Annotated in this window: 21 protein-coding genes, 1 pseudogene and 1 riboswitch; of the genes and pseudogenes, 8 read left to right on the plus strand and 14 right to left on the minus strand. The window is 36.0% G+C overall.

The features are described from left to right. Positions 1 to 75: 75 nt before the first annotated feature. Positions 76 to 178: riboswitch (SAM riboswitch) on the minus strand. A gap of 149 nt (positions 179 to 327) precedes the next feature. From AC5P2S_RS11720 to AC5P2S_RS11735, 4 genes are all read left to right on the plus strand, one after another. After that, positions 328 to 1,062, plus strand: a complete 735-nt coding sequence (locus AC5P2S_RS11720) for a DUF72 domain-containing protein (protein WP_494554966.1) — start codon at positions 328 to 330, stop codon at positions 1,060 to 1,062. A 1-nt stretch (position 1,063) separates the two neighbouring features. Then, positions 1,064 to 1,756, plus strand: a complete 693-nt coding sequence (locus tag AC5P2S_RS11725) for an SIR2 family NAD-dependent protein deacylase (protein ID WP_494554967.1) — start codon at positions 1,064 to 1,066, stop codon at positions 1,754 to 1,756. Between the two features lie 137 nt (positions 1,757 to 1,893). Further along, positions 1,894 to 3,405 (plus strand): carbon-nitrogen hydrolase family protein, encoded by a 1,512-nt coding sequence (locus tag AC5P2S_RS11730; RefSeq protein WP_494554968.1) that lies wholly within the window; start codon positions 1,894 to 1,896, stop codon positions 3,403 to 3,405. A gap of 66 nt (positions 3,406 to 3,471) precedes the next feature. Continuing rightward, a complete protein-coding gene (locus AC5P2S_RS11735; protein ID WP_494554969.1) occupies positions 3,472 to 4,266 on the plus strand; it encodes a DUF4197 domain-containing protein in 795 nt (264 codons plus the stop codon). Positions 4,267 to 4,332: 66 nt separating this feature from the next. Here AC5P2S_RS11735 and AC5P2S_RS11740 read toward each other — a convergent pair whose 3' ends face one another. After that, positions 4,333 to 4,986: a CoA transferase subunit B gene (locus tag AC5P2S_RS11740; protein WP_494554970.1), complete on the minus strand. Its 654-nt coding sequence runs from the start codon at positions 4,984 to 4,986 to the stop codon at positions 4,333 to 4,335. Between the two features lie 119 nt (positions 4,987 to 5,105). Here AC5P2S_RS11740 and AC5P2S_RS11745 point away from each other — a divergent pair, with 119 nt between their 5' ends. Together AC5P2S_RS11745 and AC5P2S_RS11750 are read left to right on the plus strand one after the other, a co-directional pair. Beyond that, complete coding sequence (locus AC5P2S_RS11745; RefSeq protein ID WP_494554971.1) at positions 5,106 to 6,893, plus strand: ABC transporter ATP-binding protein; 1,788 nt, start codon at positions 5,106 to 5,108, stop codon at positions 6,891 to 6,893. 63 nt (positions 6,894 to 6,956) lie between these two features. Further along, positions 6,957 to 7,556, plus strand: coding sequence for a hypothetical protein (locus AC5P2S_RS11750; protein WP_494554972.1), 600 nt, complete (start codon positions 6,957 to 6,959; stop codon positions 7,554 to 7,556). 9 nt (positions 7,557 to 7,565) lie between these two features. On the opposite strand, the gene AC5P2S_RS11755 is transcribed toward AC5P2S_RS11750, so the two are convergent. After that, complete coding sequence (locus AC5P2S_RS11755) at positions 7,566 to 8,267, minus strand: CoA transferase subunit A (RefSeq protein ID WP_494554973.1); 702 nt, start codon at positions 8,265 to 8,267, stop codon at positions 7,566 to 7,568. A gap of 256 nt (positions 8,268 to 8,523) precedes the next feature. Then, the gene (locus AC5P2S_RS11760) at positions 8,524 to 8,919 is read right to left on the minus strand and encodes a hypothetical protein (RefSeq protein ID WP_494554974.1); all 396 of its coding nucleotides are present in this window, start codon (positions 8,917 to 8,919) and stop codon (positions 8,524 to 8,526) included. A gap of 143 nt (positions 8,920 to 9,062) precedes the next feature. Between AC5P2S_RS11760 and AC5P2S_RS11765 the strand changes: the two genes are divergently transcribed. Continuing rightward, positions 9,063 to 9,248, plus strand: coding sequence for a hypothetical protein (locus AC5P2S_RS11765; RefSeq protein WP_494554975.1), 186 nt, complete (start codon positions 9,063 to 9,065; stop codon positions 9,246 to 9,248). A gap of 55 nt (positions 9,249 to 9,303) precedes the next feature. Here the strand turns inward: AC5P2S_RS11765 and uvrA are convergent, their stop codons facing one another. Beyond that, entirely contained in the window at positions 9,304 to 12,132 is a 2,829-nt protein-coding gene (gene uvrA / locus AC5P2S_RS11770) for an excinuclease ABC subunit UvrA (RefSeq protein ID WP_494554976.1), read from the minus strand. A gap of 280 nt (positions 12,133 to 12,412) precedes the next feature. On the opposite strand from uvrA, the gene AC5P2S_RS11775 reads away from it, so the two are divergent. Then, positions 12,413 to 13,207, plus strand: coding sequence for a S1/P1 nuclease (locus AC5P2S_RS11775; RefSeq protein ID WP_494554977.1), 795 nt, complete (start codon positions 12,413 to 12,415; stop codon positions 13,205 to 13,207). A gap of 2 nt (positions 13,208 to 13,209) precedes the next feature. Here the strand turns inward: AC5P2S_RS11775 and AC5P2S_RS11780 are convergent, their stop codons facing one another. The 10 genes and pseudogenes from AC5P2S_RS11780 to AC5P2S_RS11825 form a co-directional block, all read right to left on the minus strand. Next, on the minus strand, positions 13,210 to 13,698 hold the full coding sequence (locus AC5P2S_RS11780; RefSeq protein WP_494554978.1) for a GNAT family N-acetyltransferase: 489 nt from the start codon (positions 13,696 to 13,698) through the stop codon (positions 13,210 to 13,212). 13 nt (positions 13,699 to 13,711) lie between these two features. After that, a complete protein-coding gene (locus AC5P2S_RS11785) occupies positions 13,712 to 14,629 on the minus strand; it encodes a UbiA family prenyltransferase (protein ID WP_494554979.1) in 918 nt (305 codons plus the stop codon). A gap of 165 nt (positions 14,630 to 14,794) precedes the next feature. Further along, positions 14,795 to 15,721 carry a mevalonate kinase family protein gene (locus AC5P2S_RS11790; protein WP_494554980.1) on the minus strand — a complete coding sequence of 309 codons (927 nt, stop codon included), beginning with the start codon at positions 15,719 to 15,721 and terminating at the stop codon, positions 14,795 to 14,797. A gap of 94 nt (positions 15,722 to 15,815) precedes the next feature. Then, a pseudogene (locus tag AC5P2S_RS11795) lies at positions 15,816 to 16,532 on the minus strand (alpha/beta hydrolase). A 104-nt stretch (positions 16,533 to 16,636) separates the two neighbouring features. Next, positions 16,637 to 18,118, minus strand: coding sequence for an MFS transporter (locus AC5P2S_RS11800; protein WP_494554981.1), 1,482 nt, complete (start codon positions 18,116 to 18,118; stop codon positions 16,637 to 16,639). A gap of 417 nt (positions 18,119 to 18,535) precedes the next feature. Continuing rightward, the gene (locus tag AC5P2S_RS11805; RefSeq protein WP_494554982.1) at positions 18,536 to 19,717 is read right to left on the minus strand and encodes a thiolase family protein; all 1,182 of its coding nucleotides are present in this window, start codon (positions 19,715 to 19,717) and stop codon (positions 18,536 to 18,538) included. A 321-nt stretch (positions 19,718 to 20,038) separates the two neighbouring features. Next, positions 20,039 to 20,446: a hypothetical protein gene (locus tag AC5P2S_RS11810; protein WP_494554983.1), complete on the minus strand. Its 408-nt coding sequence runs from the start codon at positions 20,444 to 20,446 to the stop codon at positions 20,039 to 20,041. A gap of 108 nt (positions 20,447 to 20,554) precedes the next feature. Continuing rightward, entirely contained in the window at positions 20,555 to 21,631 is a 1,077-nt protein-coding gene (locus AC5P2S_RS11815; protein ID WP_283416863.1) for a hypothetical protein, read from the minus strand. 7 nt (positions 21,632 to 21,638) lie between these two features. Next, positions 21,639 to 22,364 carry a hypothetical protein gene (locus AC5P2S_RS11820; RefSeq protein WP_494554984.1) on the minus strand — a complete coding sequence of 242 codons (726 nt, stop codon included), beginning with the start codon at positions 22,362 to 22,364 and terminating at the stop codon, positions 21,639 to 21,641. Continuing rightward, positions 22,345 to 22,905: an RNA polymerase sigma factor gene (locus AC5P2S_RS11825; RefSeq protein WP_494554985.1), complete on the minus strand. Its 561-nt coding sequence runs from the start codon at positions 22,903 to 22,905 to the stop codon at positions 22,345 to 22,347. Before AC5P2S_RS11825 ends, AC5P2S_RS11820 begins: the two co-directional genes overlap by 20 nt. Positions 22,906 to 22,922 lie beyond the last annotated feature (17 nt).

A 22,922-nucleotide genomic window follows, 5' to 3' on the forward strand; every position in this document is an offset into this window, starting at 1 on the left:
AAAAAGAAAACTTCTCCCAGACAAGTCTGAAAGAAGTTATATTGAGACGGCATTACAACCGCAATTAACATTTTCAACTTATCTTTCCTTTTTTCAAAGGCTGAATGTAACACCTTACCAAATCGGCAGGTTGTCAAGACTTCAATGGGTCAGTTCCCTCGGTCTTTCTTAATAAGTATGACAGCAATTCATTATCACGAGGCAAAAGTATTAACTAAAATCATTATATCATACTATTTTGGTATGATAAATATCATATTTGATTTTAATGACTCAAAAAAGTATTGACAAACTGCTATTTGGCACAAAAATTATTTTTAAATTTTCATGAAAAGTTCTAAACAGAAATATCATATTGGTTGCTCCGGATTCTATAATACAGATTGGAAAGGCTCACTATACCCTGAAGATTCTCAGAATAAAGATTTTCTGAAATTATATTCCAAAACATATAATACGGTAGAAATCAACAGTACATTTTACAGAAAGCCAACAGCAAAAACACTTAAAAAATGGAATGATGAAACGCCAGATGATTTTAAATTCTTTATTAAAATCCCTAAAGCTATTTCCCATTTCGGTTATTCGGAAAGTAAAAAAGATGAATGTTCAGATTTTTGTAAACTGATTGATGAAAATATGGGACACAAATTAGCCGGATTTCTGATTCAATTTCCATCATCTTTTCATTGCACAGAAAACAACATCAACTGGCTCAATAAAACTTTACCTGGCGAGTTTCTAGTTGCAGTTGAGTTCAGACATCAATCCTGGTGGAATGATGAAATTTTCAATTTATTCAAGAAATATCAATGGATTTTTTGCGGCGTTAGTTTTCCCGGAAAAATCCCTGAAGATGTGATTATTACAAATTCCAAAATCGGATATTATCGTCTGCATGGAAAACCGACACTATACAAATCGCTTTATTCGGAAGAATTTCTTGATAATCTCGCACAAGAAATCAGTAATACCAATCAAGAGTTTTACATCTATTTTAATAACACCTGGGGAACTTCTGCAATAGAAAATTCATTATATTTAAAGAAAATTCTTGAATAAGTTGAAAAAATTAGTGGTGTTATCAGGAGCGGGAATTTCTGCCGAAAGTGGTATTAAAACCTTCAGAGATTACAACGGACTTTGGGAAAATCATCGCATCGAAGATGTTGCATCACCCGAAGGCTTTGCAAGAAATCCTAAGTTGGTACTGGATTTTTATAATGCCAGGCGAAGACAATTGAAAGAAGTAGAACCCAACGAAGCACACAAAATTTTAGCCGAACTGGAAAACCATTTTGACGTTCATATCGTCACACAAAATGTAGATGACTTGCACGAACGCGGCGGCTCTACAAAGATCATACATCTTCATGGTGAACTCAGAAAAGCAAGATCTTCTTCGGATGAAAATGAAATCCTGGATTGGGAAGAAGACATAATTATTGGTAATTTACATTCCGATGGCTCGCAACTTCGTCCGCATATCGTCTGGTTTGGAGAAATGGTTCCGGAAATGGACAATGCAATTAAAATCGCTTCAGAAGCGGATTTATTTTTGGTTATCGGAACATCTATGCAAGTTTACCCGGCCGCTTCGGTTATTAGATATGTGCCGCGGCATTGCGAGATTTTTGTCATCGACCCTAATCTTGACAATCCGAATGCATTTACCAACAACGACAATTATTTCAAAACTTCGGCAACGGAAGGGATGAAACAACTGAAAGAAATATTAATCAAAAAATATACATAAAACTACAAAAGACACAATTTTTTTGATAAGATAAATGCTTAAAGAAAAATAATTTACTAAAAGTTCATTTAATTAACTTAATAATTTAAAATTCTTCTTTTGTAACTTTTGTGGTTAATCAATAAAAAATATAGGTAATGCAGATAGAAATCAGAAAATTAAGCATTGACGATTACGACGAATTGACAGAAGCAATGCAGAAAGCCTATCCGGAGATTGATGACAATGTCTGGAGCAAACGTAACATCCAGAAGCTAACTTCAATTTTCGCAGAAGGTCAGATATGTATCTTAGTGGACGGAAAATTAGCAGCAGCGGCATTATCAATCATTGTTCAATACGAACTGTTCGGAGACCAGCATACTTATAACGAAATCACCGGTAATGAAACATTTAATACCCACAGCAACAACGGGAATGTTCTTTACGGAATCGAAGTTTTTGTCGACCCGGAATTCCGTGCGTTAAGATTAGGACGACGATTATATGATGCCAGAAAAGAATTGTGCGAAATCCTTAATCTCAAATCCATCATCATTGGCGGAAGAATCCCGAATTACCATCTTTACAGCAAAGAATTATCACCAAGACAATATATAACCAAAGTCAGGAATAAGGAAATCTACGATCCGGTTCTGAGTTTCCAGATCGGAAATAATTTTTCGCCGGTCAAAATCCTGAAAGGTTATCTGAAAGGCGATTCTGAGTCGGAAGAATATGCAGTCCTTTTACAATGGAATAATATCTATTACACTGCAAAGAAGAACACGATGCAGGACAGTGTCATTCGCTTGGGATTAATTCAGTGGCAGATGCGGTCTTTGAAAAATCTGGAAGATTTCTATAAGCAAGTTGAATTTTTCGTGGACGCCGTTGCGGGTTATCAGTCGGATTTCTGTCTGTTTCCGGAGTTGTTCAACACACCCTTACTGGCACCTTTCAATCATATGAATGAACGCGAATCGATGGAGAAACTGTCGGAATTAACGGAAGAAATCAAGGAAAAAATTTCAGAATTTGCCGTCAGTTATAATGTGAATATCATTTCCGGAAGTATGCCGATCCTGGAAGAAGAAAAGTTATATAACGTCAGCTATCTGCTTCACAGAGACGGAAAAATTGACGAGTACCGGAAAGTTCATATCACACCAAACGAACGCAAATATTACGGTATGACCGGCGGCAATGAAATCAAAGTTTTCGATACGGATTGCGGAAAAATCGGAATAGTTATTTGCTACGATGTAGAATTTCCGGAACTTCCAAGACTGCTGGCAGATCAGGGAATGAAAATATTATTCGTCCCTTATCTCACGGATACCCAAAATGCTTACATGCGCGTCCGTAACTGCGCCTCTGCAAGAGCTATTGAAAACGAATGTTACGTTGCCATTGCAGGCTGTGTCGGCAATCTGCCCGGTGTTAACAATATGGATATCCAGTTTGGGCAAGCAGCGGTTTTCACGCCTTCGGATTTTGCGTTCCCTTCCAACGCTATAAAAGGTGAAGCAACACCGAACACCGAGATGACCCTGATTGTGGATGTGGATCTCAACCTTCTGAAAGAACTACATCACAACGGATCGGTGAAAACAATGTCCGACAGAAGGCAGGATCTTTATGACGTAATTTTGAGGAATCAGAATTAATTAAATTTTAAATAAGTATTTAACATCAATTCAATTTGCTCATCTAATTTGATATAACAAAACTTAATGAAAAAGAATTATTTAATTATTGCGGGATTATTGCTTTCAACATTTACTCAAGCCCAGATTGGTGATGTTCTCAACAGCATCATCAAAGAGAAAACCGGCGTAGATCTTACAAAAACAAAGCCTACGAATTCCAGCTCAACCAATACAACAACTACATCGAATTCCAATATTAATCTTGGTAATCTGACTCAGACCGAAATTTCGTCAGGCTTGAAGCAAGCCTTGAATATTGGTGTCACTGAAGGTGTCAAAAAACTAGGCGTTACGGACGGCTTTTACAAAAATGACATGGTGAAAATCCTGATGCCGGAAAAACTAAGAAAAATCGATACTACACTTAGAAGCCTGGGAATGGGAAGTCTGGCCGATCAAGGTATCAAGTTATTGAACAGAGCTGCGGAAGATGCCGTTACAGAAGCTACTCCGATTTTTGCCAATGCCATAACTTCAATGACGATTACGGATGCAAAAAATATTCTTCTCGGCAACAATACGGCTGCTACCAATTATTTGCAGACCAAGACTCAAAGCCAGCTATTCACAGCATTCCAGCCAAAAGTCAAAGCTTCGCTTGGAAAAGTAGGCGCAGACACGGTTTGGAAAAATTTGATTTCGAAATATAATCTATTGACAGGTCAAGCCGTCACTACTGACCTGAATGAATATGTAACTACAGAAACCATCAACGGCGTTTTCAAAATGGTGGCAGAAAAAGAAACAGGAATCAGAAATAATTCGGCGCTCAGGACGACTACGCTTTTAGAGAAAGTTTTTGGAGCAGTAAAGAAGTAAATATTTTATAAACCACAAAAGTCACAAAAGATAAAGTAATTCTTTTGTGACTTTTGTGGTTTATAGTTAAAATTGCATCTCCGGAATTTCGCCTTCAATAATCAATTCAGCTTCTGTGGCTTTCACAATATCTTCAACAGAAATTCCCGGCGCTCTTTCCAGAAGTTTGAAACCTTTATCCGTAATTTCCATAACCGCTAATTCCGTTACCACTTTTTTGACGCAATTGACGCCTGTCAAAGGCAATGTACATTTTTTGAGGATTTTTGATTCACCGGCTTTGTTCACGTGCATCATTGCCACAATGATATTTTCTGCCGAAGCTACCAAATCCATTGCGCCGCCCATTCCTTTGACCATTTTACCAGGGATTTTCCAATTGGCAATATCACCGTTTTCAGAAACTTCCATTGCACCCAAAATTGTCAAATCCACTTTTTGACTTCTGATCATCCCAAAACTGAAAGCAGAGTCAAAAAACGAACCGCCGGGAAGAATAGTAATCGTCTGCTTTCCTGCGTTGATGAGGTCTGCATCTTCTTCGCCTTCGAAAGGAAAAGGTCCCATTCCCAAGACACCGTTTTCACTCTGGAATTCCACCGAAATATCCTCCGGAACATAGTTGGCCACCAAAGTCGGAATCCCGATTCCAAGGTTGACATACATCCCGTCTTTCACTTCTTTTGATATGCGTTGTGCGATTTGTTCTTTTGTCAGCATAGTAAAAATTGTTGTTGCAATATATCAATATTTCATCTCATAGAAAAATGCTTTTTTGCCGATACAAATTATTATTAAAAACTATCGGATTTATATCAGTAATTTTGCAGTCAACAATTATGAAAACATTATTACATTACCTCAAACCACACAAATGGCTGATCATTGCCTCGTTGGTTTTAGCCGCTATAAATCAGGTATTTTCATTATTTGCACCGGCAATTACAGGAAATATCCTTGACCAATTGGTAACACACCCACACTTTTTTGATAAAGAAAAGCTGATTCCCAGAAATCTGAATCAATTTCTTTACGGAACCGATATTTATCATGGTGCATTTTACTTTTTAGGATTGCTGATTGGGACGGCAATGGTCAGCAGAATTGCAAAAGCGTTTCAGGATTACGCCGTGAATGTTATTACTCAAAAATTCGGGGCCAATATCTTTACGGATGGATTGCAGCATTCTATGGCGTTGCCTTATCAGGAATTCGAAGACCAGAGAAGTGGCGAGACTTTATCGATTCTGACCAAAGTAAGAGAAGACTCAGTGAAGTTTATTACCAATTTCATTAATGTCTTTTTTGGGATTTTGGTAAGTATCATTTTCGTTTCGGTTTATGCAATTAGACTGCATTGGTCTATAATGCCGGTTTATATTGTTGGAATTTTCCTGATTGCATTTGTAACGAATCTTTTAAGTAAAAGAATCAAAAATATTCAGAAAACCATTGTTCTTGAAACTACAAGTCTTGCTGGAAGCACTACCGAAAGTTTAAGAAACATCGAGATTGTAAAAAGTTTAGGTTTGACCAAACAGGAAATCAACCGACTGAATAACAATACTTATAAAATCCTCGGACTGGAACTGAAGAAAGTAAAAAGTATCCGTTCATTGAGTTTCATTCAGGGAACGATGGTTAATTTTCTTCAGCAGTTGATTACTTTGACACTTCTGTATTTGATTTTCAGAGACGTTGTAACGCCCGGACAATATCTGTCATTGATGTTTTACGGATTTTTCATTTTCGGCCCGATGCAGGAAATCGGAAATATCATCATTTCTTACCGTGAAGCCGAAGCATCATTGAAGAACTTTGATAATCTGATGAAAAAACCTGTGGAAGAAAAACCACACACGCCGAAACAAATCGGTTCAATCAATGAGCTGGAGTTCAAGCACGTCTCTTTCAAACATCAATCCGCCCAATATAAAGCTTTAAATAACATTTCATTTGATGTTAAAAATGGAGAAACGATTGCGTTTGTTGGCCCGAGTGGTTCCGGAAAAAGTACGCTTGTAAAATTGTTGGTTGGATTGTACAGACCTCAGGAAGGGAATATTTTCTATAATCAAATCAATGGGAAAGAATTTGACTTTGATGAACTGAGAAATCAAATCGGGTTTGTAACTCAGGACACGCAACTTTTTGCAGGGACTATCAAAGAAAATCTACTTTTCGTCAATCCAAATGCCAGTGAAGAAGACATCCAACTCGCTTTGAAAAAATCCAGCACTAAAACGCTGCTTGAACGTGCTGAAAAAGGCATCGAAACGGTTATCGGCGAAGGCGGACTGAAATTAAGTGGTGGCGAAAAACAGAGAATCGCGATTGCAAGAGCTTTACTCAGGAAACCGCATCTCTTGATTTTTGACGAAGCCACTTCTGCTTTGGATAGTATTACCGAAGAAGAAATCACTACAACCATCAAAGATATTTCACAACAAAAAGAACAAATCACCGTTCTCATTGCCCACAGATTAAGCACCATTATGCACGCAGACCGAATTTATGTTCTGGAACGCGGACAAGTTATAGAAACCGGTTCCCACGAAAACCTGATTGCAGAAAAAGGTTTGTATTATGCGATGTGGAGACAGCAGATTGGGGAGAGGAAGGTTTAATGTAAATTATAATTATGTACATTTGATAGTTAGCACTAACATCTGCCAAAAACCCTACATAAAATGTCTTTGAGAAAATTTAAGTTCATTATACTCCTTGTTATTTTACTAATAATTTCTATTGTAATTGTTTTTATTATAAACTTTAAAAATCAGACTATTTCAGAAAACATTCAAGATTGGGCGTCATTTGGAGATTACATTGGAGGAACACTCAATACATTTTTGTCATTATTAACTTTGTTGACTACTATTTTTATAGCATTTACTTTGAATAATTATGATAACATTAGGAATGAAAAGAATACTTTATTTGAAAAACAAAAACTGATTCGTGAATTAAGAGAAGCAGAATACAAAGAAATAAGCAAGGAAATTAATAATATTTGGGATATTGTTTCAAATCCTGATAGAATAATAGGTTTAAATGGCTTGTTCTTAATCTACCAAAAATATACAGATTTTCTAAAATATAAAACACATTTATTCCCAAATTTAACTGACGTTGAGTTTATTGAATTACAAGATTTTTTTGAAAATGCTCACAAATATTATTGTGAAAATGAAATAATTATTTTAACAAAAATTCCACAAATACATCGAATGTCAGAATTAATTGATAAATTTCACTTCAGATTACAACAATTTCTGATAGATGGATAAAATAAAAAATTAATTTCTCTTCCTCACAGTCCTCTGCTCTATCCTTTTCTCATAATTCTCACCTTGGAAAATCCGTTGAACCATAATTCCGGGAATATGGATTTCGTTTGGGTCTAGTTGTCCTGGTTCTACCAATTCTTCTACTTCCGCAATGGTAATTTTTCCTGCTCCAGCCATTGGAAAATTAAAATTACGAGCCGAACCTTTGAAAATCAAATTTCCGGCGTGGTCGCCTTTCCAGGCTTTTACGATAGAGAATTCAGCGTTGTAAGCGTATTCCAGAATATGAGGTTTTCCGTTGAACTCTTTGACTTCTTTACCTTCAGCAACTTCAGTTCCGTAGCCTGCTGGCGTATAAAATGCCGGAATCCCGGCTTGTGCTGCTCTGCATTTTTCTGCCAATGTTCCTTGTGGCGTCAGCTCAACCTCCAATTCTCCGGATAACATCTGACGTTCGAATTCTGCATTTTCTCCAACGTAGGAAGATATCATTTTCTTGATTTGTTTTTTCTGTAAAAGCAATCCCAAACCGAAATCATCAACGCCTGCGTTGTTGGAAATACAAGTAAGATTGTTGACATTTTTCTTTACCAATTCTGAAATACAATTCTCAGGAATCCCGCAAAGACCGAATCCACCAAGCATTATCGTCATTCCATTTTGTATATCTTTTACCGCTTCCTGAGCGTTTTTAACCCTTTTATCAATCATAAAACTGAGTTTTCTTTTGTTCAATTTGTTGGCTTATAAATATAGAAAAATCCCTTTATTAGAAGAAAGAAAATAGAGAAAATATTATTTCTTTTGAAAAGGCTTCGACTCCGCTCAGCCTGACAATGTATTAGTAAGATTTGTAGTATTAAATTTGTCACACTGAGCGAAGTCGAAGTGTTTATGATATAAAATTTACACCACAAAAAAAGCCACACACCAAAATGTATGACTTTTCACTAACAATTTTAAACTTTTATCGGTTGTCTATGGTAACGCTCACAGGCATTACATAAGATGATGCCACCATTTTCTGGCTCAGTTTCTCCATATCTACTTTGTAGATAAGGTGTGACAACACATTTTCGATTTCTTTGCTTACGTTTTTGCAGTCACCATTAGCGTGAACATTAGTGATTTTTCCATCTTCTGAAAGACTGAACCTAACATCGGAATTCACCACGCCTTCTTTATAATCCTGGTTGGTAAAATCGAAATTATCTTTCAACAATTTCCTTAACTCTCCGAACCCGTCTCCGGAATTGATGAAAACTTCCTGTATTTTGTTGTCTGTAGCTTGAGCTCTTACTAAGTTTAGCGTTCCTAAAAATCCAAACAAAAATATTGATAACGCTAGCATTTTCTTTTTCATAATCAATTGATTTTAAGTTATTACTTATCTAATGTTACGACAAAGTTACATAAAATTTATATTCAGTTAATATTAAATTAACATTGAAAGTGAAAATTTAATATTGAAAAAGAAAAAAGGATTTTGAAATTTCAAAATCCTTGATGTTTATTTATTTGTTTTGTCCAGGAGCGAAAGGTTTTGCAGATTTGGTTCCAAAGACTTTTTTGGCTTGTCCCGGTGGCATTGGTTTGAGTGCCGAACGGTTTGAGGGATGCGGTGGTCTTGGAGGTCGTGGTGGCGCAGCACATTCTATAAAACTTAAAGAAAAAACAACTATCGCCAGATAAATTCTAATATATTTCATAACAGATTTTATATACAGAATCACAAATTTGATACCAACTACAATTCCTTCTTCAAAAATTTAGCCGTCAAACTCTTCTTAGATTTAATTACTTCTTCCGGCGTTCCTTCTGCAATAATTTGTCCGCCGTGCTTTCCGCCTTCTGGTCCAACATCGATAATATGGTCAGCAAGCTTGATTACATCCATATTATGTTCGATAATGATGAATGAATTTCCTAATTCCACCAATTGCGTAATCGCTTCCATCAGGATTTTCACATCTTCGAAATGTAGTCCTGTGGTTGGTTCATCTAAAATATACAATGTATTTCCTGTCTGTTTTTTCGACAATTCAGTTGCCAGTTTCACACGCTGTGCTTCACCTCCACTTAATGTGGTCGATTGTTGGCCAATTGTGATATAACCCAAACCAACATCTTTCAAAGTCTTGACTTTGTTAAATATTTTCGGAATCGGCTGGAAAAATTCTACCGCTTCATTAATCGTCATATCGAGAACATCGGAAATTGATTTTCCTTTGTAGCGGACTTCCAGCGTTTCGCGGTTAAAGCGTTTGCCATGGCAGGTTTCGCAATGAACATAAACATCCGGAAGGAAATTCATTTCAATCACTTTCAAACCGCCTCCCTGACAGGTTTCGCATCTTCCGCCTTTGACATTGAAAGAAAACCGACCGGCTTTGTAACCACGGATTTTACTTTCCGGTAATTCAGCGAAAAGATTTCTGATATCGGTAAACATTCCTGTGTAAGTCGCCGGGTTGGAACGTGGCGTTCTTCCAATCGGACTTTGGTCAACATCTACGATCTTGTCAATATTGTCAATGCCTTCGATACTTTTATAAGGTAACGGTTCCTGAATGGCACGGTAAAAATGACGGTTCAGAATCGGGTATAAAGTTCCGTTAATCAAAGATGATTTTCCACTTCCCGAAATCCCTGAAATAACGACCAATTTTCCAAGAGGAATTTCGAGTGTTACATTTTTAAGGTTATTTCCCGTTGCACCTTTCAGAACTATCGATTTTCCGTTTCCTTTTCTACGTTCAGAAGGAATTTCGATTTTACGTTTTCCAGTGATATAATCGGCTGTGATTGTGTTGGCATTGGTAATATGTTTTGGATTTCCCTGCCAAAGAATTTCCCCACCGAATTTCCCCGCTTTGGGACCAATATCCAGAACGTGATCAGCTTCCATAATCATATCTTTGTCGTGTTCTACAACTAAAACCGAATTTCCGATATCACGTAATTCTTTCAGAGACTTAATCAATCTTTCGTTATCACGCTGATGAAGACCAATTGAAGGTTCATCCAAAATGTAAAGAACATTCACCAATTGAGAACCAATTTGAGTTGCCAGACGAATCCTCTGAGATTCTCCTCCGGAAAGTGTCCTAGAACTTCTGCTGAGACTCAGATAATCCAAACCGACATCTAAAAGGAATTGTAATCTGGTTTCGATTTCTTTTAGAATTTCGTGCGCAATCAGTTTATTTTTATCACTGAATTTATCTTTGACTTCCGCCAACCATTCTTTGAAATCGAGCAAAGACAATCCGTTGACTTCCGCAATATTTTTCCCATCGATTTTGAAACTCAGACTTTCCTGACGAAGACGTGCGCCTTTACAGGTCGGGCAAGTTTCTTCGGTGGTGAAATTTCTTTCCACTAAAACCGCATCATAGTTTTCTCTTTCTTCAACAATATCTTCAAGGATTTTGACCAAACCTTCGAAGTTAATTTTGATTTTTTTCGAGATTCCGGCATGTTTCAGTTCTTTGGTCACATCACTGCTATAACCGTAATAGATGCACTCCAAAGCTTCTTTCGGAATATCTTTGAACGGTGTTGTCAAACCTAAATCAAAAACTTCAAGAATCGATTTGATCTGAGACAGAATCCATTTGTTGGATTTGATTTGTTCCAAAGGCAACAATGCGCCTTGGTTAATTGATAATTTATCGTTTTCAACAAAATAATCCGTATTGACTTTTTTTATCGTTCCAAGACCCTTACAAGTCTCGCAATGACCTTTCGGAGAGTTGAAAGAAAAAGTGTTTGGTTCAGGCAATGCTAAGGAATCTCCTGTGGAATCATCCATCAGATTCTTACTGAAAAAGTGAACTTCATCCTGCCCCATTTCCTGGATCGCGATAATTCCTTCTCCCATTTCCAATGCTGTTTTCAGCGATTTTGACATTCTGGCTTCAGAAGCATTTTCGCCGATAATCCAGCGGTCAATCACCACTTCGATGTCGTGCGTTTTGTAACGGTCAAGTTTCAAATCGTATTCGATGTCTTGTAAAACACCATCAATTCTAGCTTGTGAATAACCTTTTTTGGAAAGATGAATGAACAATTCGTGGTAATGCCCTTTTCTGGAACGCACAACCGGAGCCAGCAAATACACTTTTTTTCCTTTGAAGCTATCTTTGATAGTTTCCAGAATTTGCTCTTCGGTATAACTTACCAACTTTTTCCCAGACGATAACGAATAAGCATCTGAAACCCTTGCAAACAAAAGTCTCAGGAAGTCATATAACTCCGTAATGGTTCCAACGGTTGAACGTGGATTTTTGTTCGTCGTTTTTTGTTCGATGGCAATAACCGGCGACAAGCCTTCGATTTTATCAACATCCGGACGTTCCAATCCGCCCAAAAACTGCCTTGCGTAAGCCGAAAACGTTTCGATATAACGGCGTTGTCCTTCGGCAAAAATTGTATCAAAAGCCAAAGAGGATTTTCCACTTCCGGAAAGCCCTGTGATAACAACCAATTCGTTTCTTGGAATTTTTACGGATATATTCTTGAGGTTATGCTCTCTTGCACCGTAAACTTCGATAAAGTCCTGATTATCTTTCATTGAAAAGTCTCATTCTGGGAAAACGCAAAATTACGGAAATTAACTTGTTTTTTAATCATCAGATTGAGTTTAATTGATCATTGCAAAGGCGCAAGATTTTGATAATTAATCTTAATTTAAAAGTCGCAAAGTTTGATTTTGTGACTTTTAACAACATTATAAATTAATTTATCTGTGTCATTGCGATAAAAATCATCACAAGTTTAATAATATTTAACACTGTTTTTTAGAAGAAAAAAGTTGAGCTAAAACTATCTTTGCAGCTTGAAATTAATTAAAAATGAAAAATATTTTATCCAGATTTGTGCTCACTGTTTTTATATTATCTTCGTTCTATTGCTTTGCATGGGGATTAACAGGGCATCGTGTAGTGGCAGAAATTGCGCAACATCATTTAAGTTCAAGAGCGGAAAGAAAAATCAGGAAGCTTCTGGAAAACGAAAAGCTGGCTTACTATGCCAACTGGCCGGATTTTATCAAATCTGACACGACCGGCGTTTGGAAGGAAACATCTGCATGGCATTATGTTAACGTGAATCCTCAAAAGAATTTTGCCCAATTCAAGGATACATTATCTATTCAAAAAGCACCGAATATCTATACTCAGATCAGAATCTTATCAGACAAAATCAAAGATAAGAACGCTTCTGATACTGATAAAAAAACAGCCTTGATTTTCTTAGTCCATTTAATCGGTGATTTACATCAGCCTTTGCATGTTGGAAGATATTCTGACTTAGGCGGAAACAAAATCAATGTGACTTATTTCGGACAGAAAACCAACCTGCATTCGGTTTGGGATTCTAAACTGGTTGAGGACCAAAAGTATTCTTACACTGAGTTTGCCAACCTTCTGGACATTAAATCCAAAGATGAAGTCAAGCAAATCCAGAGCGGAACTCTGGAAGATTGGTTGTATGACAGTCACAAAATTGCCAATTCAATTTATTATCAAACGCCGAATGACGCAGTATTAAGTTATGATTACAATTATCGTTTTGAACCCACTATTGAGAGACAATTGCTGTATGGTGGATTAAGATTAGCAAAAGTTCTGAATGATATTTTCGGATAGAATTAATTCAATTTTTTAATCATCCAAAGATTGCAACCAGAATGTCCTGAATTTCCCAAAGCTTTTTCCAAATACTGAAATCCTTGTTTTTCGTAAATGGAAACAGCTTTGCTGAATTCCGGCAAACTTTCCAAATAAACTTGTTGATAGCCTAATTCTTTCGCCTTATCAAAGCATTTTTCCATTAATAACTTTCCGATTCCTTTTCCTCTGGCTTCTTTTGTAAGATAAAACTTGACTAGTTCTGTTGTATTTTCAGGAAGATTTTCTGTTGGAAAAATACCGCAACACCCTAAAATAACATCATTCTCTTCCGCAACAAACAATGCAGATCTTTCAGTTTGAAATAGAGAGAACAAGTCATCTGTCGTTGGATCTGTGTAAACCGTTCCGCAAGTCGCCTTAACATCAAAATCGTGGAAACTGGTTCTGATAATTTTTGCTAGTATTTCGTTATCTTCCCGCTTGTTTTTTCTAATTGTTACTGACATTTTTGAATTTATTTTAAATGAGCCAAGGATATTTGTGGAAAATACCGTCAAATAACATTGCTAAAATCCCAAAGAAAATCCATAATCTAAGAAGATTCAGGGATTTGAATTTATCATTTTTCTGATTTCGGAACAACATAAAAATGGTTCCAATAATGACCAATGTTGTTGCTAAAAAATACCAGGCCATTATATTTTTGAACCCGATTCCTATACTTAGAATGACGGAAACTGCTAATGTAATTATCAAAAGAATTAAAAGGATTGACCTTGTATTCTGATATCCCAATCTGTTCGCAAGTGTGTCATAACCGAACATTTTGTCTGCGTTCTTTGTCAATGTATCTTTCGTAACATCGATAATAAACAACATCAGAAAAAGGAAAATGGCCAGAAACAAAATCTTAAGTGAAAATGTCTGGTAATAAATCAACATTCCGAAGAACGGATAAAGTGTTAACGATACAAAAGTAAAATTGTTAAGAACGATAATTTTGCTGAGTTTGTGACTGTAAAACCACATCAGAAACTGATATATCAGAAAGAAAATAAAAACTCTGTGTGATACAAAAAATGCCAATCCAAGCGATAATGCGTTGAGAACGACATAAGCTGTCAGGAAATATTTTTCTTTCAAAAAGTTTTGTAATCTGGAACGAAAAGGCTTTGTAACCTGGTCTTTTTCTTTATCATAAAACCGATTGATAATTCCGCCAGCTAAGATGCTGAGAACAGAACAAATGATAATGGAGTGAACTTTGTAATCGAAAACAAAATTTCTGAAACTTTCTTCCCTATTAAACAGAAAAAATGTCGAAACATACAATGCAAAAAGAAGCAGAACAGCCACAAAAAAACGAGCGCCCAAAAGAAAACCCATCAACTGAGAAATACGGTAAAGAGCATTTCGTGAAGTCGGTTTTGCTACCATTTTTTTAGTTTAAATAAATATCTTGGCTAGAAACTCTGAATTTAAACACAAGGCTCACAAAGTTTTTTAATTTATGTTTTAAGGTCACAAAGATTTGACTTCGTCAAATTTCGAATGCAAATAATTGTGTGCTTTGTGAGAACTTTGTGACTTTTGTGGTTCAGACTAAAATCTGTAAATCACTTCTTTGTGGAATCCCTCCAGCATCTCTTCCGCTTTTGCATAATCTTTTGCAAAACCAAGGATATAACCTCCACCTCCGCTTCCGCAAAGTTTAAGGTAATAAGCGTTTGAATCGAGACCTTTTTTCCAAACATTGAAAAGATTTTCCGGAATCATCGGGCGGAAATGCTCGTATGCCCAAACCGATAATTTCTTCAGATTACGGAAAAACGGATTCATATCTTTTTTCAGGAAAGCGTCGATACAAGCGTTATTGTAACGGATAAATTCTTCTTTCAAAGTCTTACGGAAACCTTCATTCTTCAACTTTTCAAAGAAAATCTGAATCATTGGCCCTGTTTCGCCGGTAACACCAGAATCAATCAAGAAAATGGCACCTTTGCCCAATTCTTCTTTCGGGATAGAAACTTTGTCCACACTTTCTTTACTTTCTATCAGAATCGGAAGGTTCATAAAGCAAATCAATGGATCGATTCCTGAACTTTTTCCATGGAAATAACTTTCCAATTGTCCGAAAATAACTTTCAGGTCTTTCAACTCATCTTTTGAAATCGTTTCAGGATTTTTTTTGATAACAGAATATTTTTCGAAAATCGCAGCTACCAAAGCGCCAGAACTACCAACGCCATAACCTTGCGGAATATTAGAATCGAAGAACAAACCTTTTGCAATATCTGATTGGAACGATTTAACATCCAGTTGATAGTCGGAAGGTAATTCTAAATCTGAAAGATAATTGGAATATTTTTCCAGAGATTGATTAGATTTTTTTTCAAAATCGTTATCCAGATCTGAGAATTTCAAGGTTCCTTTATAAAAACTGTAAGGTAAAGTAAGTCCCTGAGAATCCTCAATGATGCCGTACTCACCGAACAAAAGAATTTTTGCGTAAAATAAAGGGTTGTTCATATCGTGTTTTGATATTGCAAATTTACAAAATATTTTCTTTCAAAAATTATCAATTTTAATACCGAAAATTTAAATTTTTATTAATTAATCAAAATTAATCTTTTGGAGGAAATAATTTCAGAAAACCTTCGTAAACACTTTTATGCAAAATGGTCGCGTGGTCATCGTCGGTCATTAATTTATATTCTAATTTTAAATTCTTTTTTCCGGAATTTTTAAGAATCTGATATAATCCGTCCGCTTCTTTTACCATCATCGAATGTTCCTGCTTCCCGACAGAAATATAAACGAATCGCTCGTCATCTTTCTGTTGAGAAATCAATTTTGCTGCATTATTATAAAGACTTTCGTCATCCCACCAAAGACTTGGACTGATGATGAAATAATGTGTGAAAAGCTGTGGTTTATTTAGCAAAATCTCTGTTGCAACCAGTCCGCCTAATGATTGTCCAATAATATACTTCGTTTTATCCGTCTTATAATTTTTATTGATCTAAGGCTGTAATTCTTCTTCAACAAACTGGATGAATTTATCCGAATGTCCCGTCGTAGGATAATCTTTTTGCAGATCCTTCAAATCTGTATGAAAAGTAAAATCTCTTTTCCTGTCAACATTCTCAATCCCGACAATAATAAAATTGGGCATATTGAATGACAAATTAAAAAACTGCTGAAGTCCGACCAAATGAAGAAAATCCTCGTTTATACTTCCGTCTAGGATATACATCACAGGATAGGATTTGGTCTTATCATAATCCTGTGGAAGATAGATGTTCAGGATTCTTTTTTCTTTCAGAACCTTAGAAGTCATTGTTACTTTTTGTCCGATTTTCAAATCCTCAACGACTGGTTTTTGAGCACTTAAAATCGAAAAAATAAATAAAAATGCGAAGCTTAACTCTTTCAAAACAGCGATTATTTAGTATTATTTTTAACTTTAAGAAAACGGATGAATATCAATCCTAAAGCAAAGAAAATACTCATTGATAATGCTGCGAATCGCATATTATTATAATGTTCAATCAACGTTGCGAAGATGAATGTTCCCAAAATAATCGCAATCTTTTCCAAAACATCATAGAAACTGAAATACGTTGTATTATCCATAGAATCCGTTGGAAGCAACTTTGAATAAGTTGACCTAGACATCGCTTGTAAACCTCCCATTACCAGACCAATCACAGCAGCAACACCGTAGAATTGATATTCAACATTCGGATTTTCTTTGTTAAGATAATAAGCTGCAAGACAAGCACCGATCCACATTGCAACGGTGATACTGATGACATTTTTGTTGCCGATTTTCTTAGATAACCAGGAAAAGAATAATGCACCGATAATCGCTTCAATTTGGATTAATAACAATGTCATTATCAGTTTGTCCTGAGCCATATTGATTTCGCTCTTTCCAAATAATGTCGCCATCAGGAAAATCGTCTGCATCCCAACACTGTAAAAGAAAAAGCTGGTAAGGAAATATTTCAGGTTTCTGTCTCCGAAAAGATGATTTCCAACTTTGAATAATTCTTTGAAACTTTGTTTGATGATGTCGATATAAAAACTGATGTTATCTTTGAAAACCTCAACAAAACCGCCTTGCTCAGCGTGGCTTTTGAAGATATTCTTATAATTAAGCAACACCAAATCTTTCGGTAATTGCTCTTTAACCTGACCAAATTGAGGCAAATGTTTGAAAGTATATTGTGAAAATCCAAACCACCACGCTCCGGTTAATAAGAAACTAACTCTTGTATAAATCGCTGCCTGTTTTGGTGTTTCAGCGCAAACCTGAATCAGAACAAGACAAATCACAACCAAAATCACAGAGCCGATATAGCCGTAAACATAACCTTTCGCTGATAAAGCGTCCTGTTTATCAGGCGTTGCAATATCCGGTAAAAAGGAATTGTAAAAGACCAAACTTCCCCAGAATCCGACACTCGCTGTCACACTAAATAATAGTCCTAGCCAAACCGTTCCCATTCCTGTAAACATCGCCAATCCCATACAAGACGTCGCTCCCAGATAACAGAAAAACTGAAGGAAAGATTTCTTATTCCCAATCGTATCTGCTAAAGATGACAATATCGGCGATAATAAAACCACAATTACAAACGAAAGCGTTAATGAATAACCATAAACCGCATCCGGCTGATATTCTTTCCCGAAGATTTTAACCAAATTTCGTACAGGTACTTTTATCCATTGTCCTGTTTCTTTCACATACTCATCTTTTTCATAAGCTGTTGTGAGAATCGAGTAATAAATCGGGAAAATTGTAGATGTAATGACCAGCGAATAAACCGAGTTGGCCCAATCGTACAATGCCCAGGCACGCATTATTTTCGGATTATTCTTGATTGAGTTTTCTGTCGTCGTTGTTTCTATTTCTGACATTGGAAATATATTATTTAGACAAAAATAAAAAAACCATTAAATAAAATGATTAATTAATGGTTTTATTTGTTTCAAGTTTAAAGTTACAACTGGTTTGAAGTAAAGTCCGGCTTGCAAATCTTTAGGGAGGGCTGCAAAATTAGCAGGTCCGCCTGCCTTAATCTCAGCTCGATCTGTTGAAAAGACAGGTCAGCCTATGAAAAGTATAGGCCGACCTACAAAAAGTATAGCTTTACCTAAAAAATAGATAGGCTGACTTAACAATTATGTAGGTCAGCCTAAAAAAAAGTATAGGTTAAGCTACAAAACAGATAGGTCGACTTACCAATTGGGCAGGTCGACCTAGTAAATTACAAACTCAAAATCCTTTCAGAGTTTCAACTCTGAAAGGGTTCTTAAAATTATATTGCAAAATTATTATTGCAAATTTTCAATTACAATCGCTGTTGCACCACCGCCACCATTACAGATTGCAGCTGCACCGTATTTTCCGTTATTCTGTTTCAAAACATTGATTAAGGTAACAATAATTCTGGAGCCGGAACTTCCCAGTGGATGTCCAAGGGACACTGCCCCACCGTTCACATTCACTTTAGAATCATCTAAACCAAGTATTTTATTATTTGCTAAACCTACAACCGAAAACGCTTCATTGAACTCAAAGAAATCAATATCATCTTTGGTTAGGTTTGCTTTTTTAAGAGCAATTGGTAAAGCTTTAGAAGGTGCCGTTGTGAATCTTTCCGGCTCAACCGCTGCATCGGCATAAGAGATAATTTTAGCTAATGGTTTCAATCCTAATTCTTCCATTTTTTCTTTTGACATCAGGATCAAAGCAGAAGCGCCGTCATTTAAGGTTGAAGCATTAGCTGCTGTCACTGTTCCGTTTTCTTTTTGAAAAACCGTTGGTAATGTTGGGATTTTATCAAATTTAACTGCTTTATATTCTTCATCTTCTGAGAAAACAACTGGTTCTCCTTTTCTTTGAGGAATGGTTACAGGAACCACTTCATCTGCGAATTTGCCGGCTTCCCAAGCTGCAGCCGATCTTTTGTAAGATTGAATAGCAAAAGCATCCTGTTCTTCTCTTGTGATATCATTTTCTTTTGCACATAGTTCCGCACAAACACCCATATGAACTTTGTTGTAAACATCCGTCAAACCGTCTTTCAAAAGTCCGTCCTGCATTTTGATTTCGCCTAATTTCACGCCGTTTCTCCCATCCAAATAATGAGGAACACTTGACATATTTTCCATTCCTCCAGCAACAATAACATCCACATCGCCTGCTTTAATTGCCTGAGCTGCCATTGTTACGGCTTTCATTCCGGAAGCGCAAACCTTATTGATAGTTGTAGAAGGTGTATGATTAGATAAACCTGCACCCAAAGCGACTTGTCTTGCCGGTGCTTGTCCTTCACCAGCCTGCAAAACGTTCCCCATATAAATTTCCTGAACCAAAGCAGGGTCAAGATTGATTTTGTCTAAAGCTCCTTTTACCGCAGCCGTTCCCAATTGTGTTGCAGGAATGCCTGATAAGCTTCCCATAAAACTTCCCATTGGTGTTCTGACCGCTGATACAATGAATACTTCTTTCATAATATTTTTAATTTTTTGTATTGATATTTTTTTTTAAACACAAGGTTCACAAAGATTTTTCTCTAAGTTCACAATGTCCTTTCATTAATTCTAAAGTTAGTTGTGCTCTTTGAGCCTTTGTGGTTCAACTTTTTCAAACAAGGTTACAAAATCTTTTTCTCTAAGTTCACAATGTCCTTCATTAATTCTAAAGTTAGTTGTGTTCATCGTGCTAATCTTTGTGCCTTTGTGGTTCAACTTTTTCAAACAAGGTCACAAAGTCTTTTTCACTAAGTTCACACTATCCTTTCATTAATTCTAAAGTTAGTTGTGCTCTTTGTGCTAATCTTTGAGCCTTTGTGGTTCAAATCTATTTTTTCTTGATGCGATTAAAATTAAAGCAACTCCTAAAAATTCGATGAGCCAGCCCCACGACAATTTTACAATTCCCGCAAATGTAGATTGCCAGGATTTGAAGGGTAAAAAGCTGAAATAATCCAAAGATTTTAATTTAATAGCAACAATTGTGAAAACAAAAAGCAAAATCATTAAGAATGTCATTATTTTCACGAATTTATTTTTGTTAATTAGAATGAAAACCAGCATTAATAAAGAAAATCCCCAAACTGCAATCGCAAGTGTATGATCAACTTTCCAATAGTTCCAGTTTCCAACAATTGGAATATGAACCAACGGCAAAAAACTGCCTGCCACAACCAGAAACAAACCGATTAACTGTAAATTTTTCATTCTTAATTCTTATTCGCCAATGTAAATAAAAAAAAACACACCTACAAAAGATGTGTTTCGATAATAAGAAAATAGTGTATAAGAATGTTCTATGAAAAATTTATAGTTTTAAAAATCAATATTGGCAATTTCGATTCCGATTTGGATTCCGTTTTTATTTGGTAGATTAGCTTTGCTATTGAAAATTGGAGTGAAATCTTTTTTGATAAATAAGTTAACGCCACCATAACCCAGACTGAATTTCCCACCAAACAAGAAAGCATTCACACCGTCATCCAAAGTGTAATCGTACTTTTGGAATTTACTGCCTTCATCATAATATTTCACTTTTACAATGCTTCTGGTGTTGATTCCTGCATAAGCACCTACGCCGATTTTCCACATTTTTTTTCTCACATCCAGATATTGTTTCCCGTCATACTCGGTGTATTTAGGATTAAGATAAAGCTGAAATTCTATTGGCAAGGTCAAATAAACATTTCTCAATTTGGAACGTTTCAATCTGCCTTCTTCAAAATTCTCAAGAAACAATTGCGAATTTTCCTGAACAAAAACCTGCGGACGTTTCGGCATATAGGTATCAGTTCTGTAAGCTAATCCGTATCTTAGAATCCAGGGACTTGTGAAACTTCCAAGTTGCTTATCTTGCCTGAATTGCACTTCCACACTATGTGAGTTCCCGATCCTCATTTCCGAATCATTTTCAAAAGGATTGAAACTACCTTTATCCTTAGTAAGGTTTGTAAATGCATAGCCCACGCTGATAGTGCTTGTATTGATATATTCTGTAGGTTGTTTTTTATCCTTTCTGATGTTGATGGATACACCGGAATTCTTAAAAACCATCACATTTTTATTTCTGATTGTATCACTATTGTAAACCGAATTTTTAACAGCGCTTTTAGTAATCTCCTCCAACTGCTGACGTTCATTTTCAATTTTATCATTGATAATAGTTTCATATCGTTTGGAAACCGTTTCTTTTTGCGCAATTTGCTCAGCTTTTGTAATTTTTCCAGAACTGAAAGCTTCATCAATTTTATCCGTTTCTGCTTTCATATTCGCTTTCTCTGTTGATACGATTGAATTGACTTTATCAGTGTAAGATTTCATTTGATTATCAAGCGTAGTCTGTGCTGTAGCAAAGCTTGAAAGCATTGCTAAAAGTAGAATTTTGAACTTCATAGTTTAATTATTTAGTTGTTATAGAATCTTTTTCGTAAAGTGTAATTCCAAAGAGTTTGATACGTTTTGGGTTAGGAAAATCAGAGTCATTTTTTTTCAGCGTATTGATTCCCATTGCAGATTTTGGTGTTTCCGTTTTAGCTTTGTCAATTTCTACTCCGAAAAGTAGGTCAGACGATGACACATATTTTACTTTTTCTCTTGGTTTTTGAATATCCGTGTGAGCCAATTGCTCTTCTGGTTTAGAAACAATTTGAGGTTCTTCTTTTTTTATAATTAATTCTTTTTCCGGAGTTTGATTTGAGGCAAGTTTTTCTCTCCTAATTGAATTTTTCATTCTGGGCGTTTCCACTTCGTTCAATGTAAACCTAGTAGAAGAATCTTCATTCTTAACAGCAAATTTTTGATTATCAGAATCCAAAATAGGATTAATAGGATTTGATTTCACGGCCTCTGCATTTTCTGACTTTTTAACTGAAGCCGGAATTGATTTTTCATTTTCTGATTGGCTGGCAAACTGTTGATCACCATTAACTTCAGCTTTATTGTTAGTCATCCATAGAATTCCTCCCAAACCAAATAAGAAAATAACAGCCGCAGCATATCTCAACCAAATCATGTTTGGCTTTTCTTTTTTTGCAGGAGATTGGTCCAGTTTCTCTTCCAATCTGTCCCAAAAACCTTCGGAAACTTTCATTTCCTGTTGTTCATATTTAGATTTCAGACTCTGCATTTTGTTTAGTGTTTTGTTGTTGATTAAAATAATCTTGCAGCCATTTTTTTGCTTTGCTTAGCTGGCTTTTGCTGGTACCTTCTGAGATATTAAGGATTTCCGCAATCTCCTGATGTTTCTTTTCTTCAAAAACAGCAAGGTTAAAAACCAGTTTGTAACCAACCGGCATTTCTTTGAAGACAATTTCCAAATCTATATCCTGAGAAAGTTCTGAAACATCTTCCCTCTGGTCTGCAATCGCATCAGTAAATTCGGTTTCCGCGTACAGAACATGTTTATTTTTTCGGACGAAAGTAATGGCATCATTCACCACTATTTTTCTCAGCCAAAACGGAAACGATTCGTAATTTTTACAATCTTCAATCTTGGTAAAGGCTTTATAAAAAGCATTCATTAAGACATCTTCCGCATCATCCCGATTATTGATGTAAGAATTCGCAACAGACAACATTTTCCCAGAAAACATCTCGAACAAACTCTTTTGAGCCAGCCGGTCATTTTTCTTTGCTTTGGAAAAGATATGTTGTAAATCTTGTTTCATTTTCTCTTTCTGACTAT

Source organism: Epilithonimonas sp. 33E (assembly GCF_059372615.1).

Coding starts and splice junctions, on each gene's coding strand:
- AC5P2S_RS11780 (WP_494554978.1), bottom strand. CDS start 13,698: ATGTCAGTAACAATTAGAAAAAACAAGCGGGAAGATAACGAAATACTA.
- AC5P2S_RS11755 (WP_494554973.1), bottom strand. CDS start 8,267: ATGATTGATAAAAGGGTTAAAAACGCTCAGGAAGCGGTAAAAGATATA.
- AC5P2S_RS11825 (WP_494554985.1), bottom strand. CDS start 22,905: ATGAAACAAGATTTACAACATATCTTTTCCAAAGCAAAGAAAAATGAC.
- AC5P2S_RS11765 (WP_494554975.1), top strand. CDS start 9,063: ATGTTTATTTATTTGTTTTGTCCAGGAGCGAAAGGTTTTGCAGATTTG.
- AC5P2S_RS11800 (WP_494554981.1), bottom strand. CDS start 18,118: ATGTCAGAAATAGAAACAACGACGACAGAAAACTCAATCAAGAATAAT.
- AC5P2S_RS11810 (WP_494554983.1), bottom strand. CDS start 20,446: ATGAAAAATTTACAGTTAATCGGTTTGTTTCTGGTTGTGGCAGGCAGT.
- AC5P2S_RS11735 (WP_494554969.1), top strand. CDS start 3,472: ATGAAAAAGAATTATTTAATTATTGCGGGATTATTGCTTTCAACATTT.
- AC5P2S_RS11790 (WP_494554980.1), bottom strand. CDS start 15,721: ATGAACAACCCTTTATTTTACGCAAAAATTCTTTTGTTCGGTGAGTAC.
- AC5P2S_RS11745 (WP_494554971.1), top strand. CDS start 5,106: ATGAAAACATTATTACATTACCTCAAACCACACAAATGGCTGATCATT.
- AC5P2S_RS11750 (WP_494554972.1), top strand. CDS start 6,957: ATGTCTTTGAGAAAATTTAAGTTCATTATACTCCTTGTTATTTTACTA.
- AC5P2S_RS11820 (WP_494554984.1), bottom strand. CDS start 22,364: ATGCAGAGTCTGAAATCTAAATATGAACAACAGGAAATGAAAGTTTCC.
- AC5P2S_RS11805 (WP_494554982.1), bottom strand. CDS start 19,717: ATGAAAGAAGTATTCATTGTATCAGCGGTCAGAACACCAATGGGAAGT.
- AC5P2S_RS11730 (WP_494554968.1), top strand. CDS start 1,894: ATGCAGATAGAAATCAGAAAATTAAGCATTGACGATTACGACGAATTG.
- AC5P2S_RS11775 (WP_494554977.1), top strand. CDS start 12,413: ATGAAAAATATTTTATCCAGATTTGTGCTCACTGTTTTTATATTATCT.
- AC5P2S_RS11720 (WP_494554966.1), top strand. CDS start 328: ATGAAAAGTTCTAAACAGAAATATCATATTGGTTGCTCCGGATTCTAT.
- AC5P2S_RS11785 (WP_494554979.1), bottom strand. CDS start 14,629: ATGGTAGCAAAACCGACTTCACGAAATGCTCTTTACCGTATTTCTCAG.
- AC5P2S_RS11740 (WP_494554970.1), bottom strand. CDS start 4,986: ATGCTGACAAAAGAACAAATCGCACAACGCATATCAAAAGAAGTGAAA.
- uvrA (WP_494554976.1), bottom strand. CDS start 12,132: ATGAAAGATAATCAGGACTTTATCGAAGTTTACGGTGCAAGAGAGCAT.
- AC5P2S_RS11760 (WP_494554974.1), bottom strand. CDS start 8,919: ATGAAAAAGAAAATGCTAGCGTTATCAATATTTTTGTTTGGATTTTTA.
- AC5P2S_RS11815 (WP_283416863.1), bottom strand. CDS start 21,631: ATGAAGTTCAAAATTCTACTTTTAGCAATGCTTTCAAGCTTTGCTACA.